The sequence below is a fragment of the Cryobacterium sp. TMT1-19 genome, from assembly GCF_004403055.1.
Lineage (GTDB): Bacteria > Actinomycetota > Actinomycetes > Actinomycetales > Microbacteriaceae > Cryobacterium > Cryobacterium sandaracinum.
Genome location: NZ_SOHB01000068.1, coordinates 1 through 3,063, shown reverse-complemented (window position 1 = coordinate 3,063; position 3,063 = coordinate 1). Strand labels below are relative to the sequence as shown.

At 70.6% G+C, this 3,063-nt stretch carries 3 protein-coding genes; 2 read left to right on the top strand and 1 reads right to left on the bottom strand.

What is annotated here, in order from left to right; all coding sequences use genetic code 11:
- Positions 1-1,633: SbcC/MukB-like Walker B domain-containing protein (locus tag E3T40_RS15595; RefSeq protein ID WP_304999553.1), on the top strand; the 1,633-nt coding region annotated here is incomplete at its 5' end.
- Between the two features lie 36 nt (positions 1,634-1,669).
- On the opposite strand, the gene E3T40_RS15590 is transcribed toward E3T40_RS15595, so the two are convergent.
- Positions 1,670-2,446, bottom strand: a complete 777-nt coding sequence (locus tag E3T40_RS15590; protein WP_134544700.1) for an HNH endonuclease family protein — start codon at positions 2,444-2,446, stop codon at positions 1,670-1,672.
- Between the two features lie 49 nt (positions 2,447-2,495).
- Between E3T40_RS15590 and E3T40_RS15585 the strand changes: the two genes are divergently transcribed.
- Positions 2,496-2,858, top strand: a complete 363-nt coding sequence (locus E3T40_RS15585) for a DUF2834 domain-containing protein (protein ID WP_104193930.1) — start codon at positions 2,496-2,498, stop codon at positions 2,856-2,858.
- Positions 2,859-3,063 lie beyond the last annotated feature (205 nt).

The following is a 3,063-nucleotide window of genomic DNA, read 5'->3' as shown; positions in this document are numbered from 1 at the left end:
GGCCGAGGGCGCGGCCGGCCAGGTGCGGCGTCTCGACGCGGAGCTGGAGGTGGCGCACCGGACCGACGCGGTCGCCGCCGGCGAGAACGCGGCGGCGGCGGTGCGCTACCAGACCCTCGTGGACCGGCGGCTGGCCGGCCACGCCGTCGAGTTGGCCTCGCACCTCGTGCCGGGGGAGCCGTGCGAGGTGTGCGGCTCGACCGCGCATCCGGCTCCCGCCACCGGCGACGATGAACCGGTCACCGAAGCCGACATCGTGGCGGCACGGGCATGCCTGAAGCAGGCGCAGACCCGACTCGATCAAACGCACGCCGCCGCAGGCACCGTGGCCACCGACCTGGCCGAGGCCCGGGCCCGGGCCGGGGAGCGCACCATCGACGAAATCGTCGCCGAAATGGCCGCGTCCGAGGTGGCCCTCGCCGCGGCCGTGAACGCCGGCGTGCGGGCGGCAGCGCTCGGCCTCGACAAGAGCCGGCTGCGGGCCGAACTCGACGAGGTCGGCCGTGCCCTGGCAGGCCTCTGCTCCGCCCGCGATGAGGCGGCCGTGCAGCTTGCCGAGCGCCGCAGCGCCCGACAGGCCATCGACGACCGAGTGTCCGCCCAGCGCGGCGACTTCGCCTCGGTGGGCTACCGGGTCGATCGGCTGCGGGCCGAGCTGGCCTCCGCGCGGGCCCTCGACGAGGCCCTCGACCACAGCCGTGAGCGCCGGAGCCTGCGGAACGCCGCCGGCGCATCCGTTCAGGCCCAGCTGGACCGCGAAGGTTTCGTCGACGAGCAGGACGTGGCCGCCGCCCACCAGGACGACGCCGACGTGCGGCAGCTGGAAGAGCTGATCCGCGGCCACGACGATTCGCGCGCGGCGGCGCGCTCGGTGCTGGCCGAACCGGCGCTCACGGGTCTTCCCGCCGGCCTAACCGACGTCGGTCCGGCCCGGGAAACCCTGGTGACGGCGGCGGCGGAACGGGATGCGGCGCTGGCCGAACGCGGCTCTCTGGGGGAGCGGGTGGCCGTCATGACCGGCCTGGTCACGGATGCCCGCGTGCACTTCGACGCCGGCGCGGAGCTTCTGTCCACGCAGACGCAGGTTCGGGAGTTGGCGGCGGCCGTGCATGGCGACGAACCCAACACGAAACGGATGCGCCTGGAGACCTACGTTCTCGCCGCGCAGCTCGAGCAGATCATTGCAGCGGCCAACAACCGGCTACGCACCATGACCGGGGGCCGCTACACCCTCGAACACGACGACTCGGTGCAGTTCCGTGGTGGCCAGTCCGGGCTCGGGCTGATGATCCGGGACGCGCACACCGGGCGGGCCCGCCCCACCCAGTCGCTCTCCGGCGGCGAGACGTTCCTGGCGTCATTGGCCCTCGCCCTCGGGCTGGCGGAGATCGTGTCGAACCAGGCCGGAGGCATCGCCCTCGACACCCTGTTCGTCGACGAGGGCTTCGGGTCCCTCGACGGCGCCACCCTGGAAACCGCGATGAGCACCCTGGACGGCCTCCGCGCCGGCGGCCGCACCATCGGTCTGATCAGCCATGTCGACTCCATGAAGGAGCAGATCCCGGCCAAGCTGGTCATCACCGTCACCGACCAGGGCTTCAGCGAGATCGGCGAGGTCCTCGTGTCGGTGTAGCCGGGCTGTGACGGTTCGTGCTGTGCCGACGCGGAACTAGTCCAGACCGGGCGTGGCCGAGTAGGCAGGCTGGCCGGGGCAGGTCGCGAGCACGCGCGCCATGGCGTCGTGCTCGGCCCGGGCCACCCATAGGCCGTAGGTGGCCTTCACGGAGATCTGGCGGGCCACATATTCGCAGCGGAACGACTTCTCCGCGGGCAGCCAGGTGGCGGCGTCCCCGTCGCCCTTCTGCGAGTTGGAGACACCGTCGGAGGCCAGCAGGTTCAGCGGGTCGTTGGCCAGGGCGATCCGCTCCTCCCGGGTCAGCTGCGCGGCGCCGGTTTGCCAGGCGTTCGACAAAGCGACCAGATGGTCGATCTGCACGAGCATCGAGGTGGTCTCGCCGCGCTCGAACGACACCGATTCGCCCGTGTACGGCGCCAGCAGCTCGCCGCTCAAGACCCGGCAGGACGCGTCGGTCACGATCGCGGCCAGGTCGCGGGCCAGGATATCGTTGCGGGTGTCGCAGCCGTTGTCGTCCACGTCGCGCCAGGCGGAGCCGAACTCGCCGGTGCGGTCGTAGCCGGTCTTCGCGGCCTTGCCCTTGACCGGCAGGGTGGCGAGCAGGTCGGCCGCGTCGCCGGTCACCGGGGCCGCGGCCGTGGATCCGACCGGGAAGGGAACGGATGTCTCTCCCGGCGTGACGCCGGGCACGCCGACCACGATCGCTGAGACCAAAGCCAGGAGCGGCAGGACCACCATCAGGGCGGTGACGGGCCGTCGCCTGGAACGCCGGCTGCGGGTTGACGCAGGCTTGCGAGATGCGTGTGGCATGGTGCTCCCAGGGTCGGCTTTCGACCCTACCGGGCGGCAATAATGACGTATGACCAAAAACTGGACCCCGCTCGCCGCCGTCTACCTGGCGCTCAGCCTCGGCGGCCTCGTGGGCACCTGGACCTTCAACCTGCTGGCGATCGTGCAGCTACGCGACTTCGTCGGTGACTGGGTGAACAGCGGTCCGGCGGTGTCGTCACTGACCGTTGACCTGCTGGTGGTGGCGGTGGCCGGCAGCATCCTGATCATCGTCGAGGCCAGGCGGATCGGGATGAAGCGGGGTTGGCTCTACGTGGTGCTCTCGGGTCTGACAGCGTTCGCCTTCACCTTCCCGCTTTTCCTTGCGATGCGGGAACGCACCCTGCAGGCGCAGCGGGTGCGGCCGGCGCCTGCCGGAGCCCGGACCCGCTAGGCGCCAGTCAGGCGGACCAGTCAGGCGGACCAGTCAGGCGGTCTCGAACCAATTCGACGGAGATTTTGCGCAAAACCGGCCCCAAACATCCGTTTCAGCCCGAAATCCCTCTGCGTCAAGCTGCTTGTGAGCCACTTCACAAGCAGTAGGAGGCATGGGAAATGTCAATCAGCCCAGGGTTCAACGCGGCGGAGATCCGCGAGTT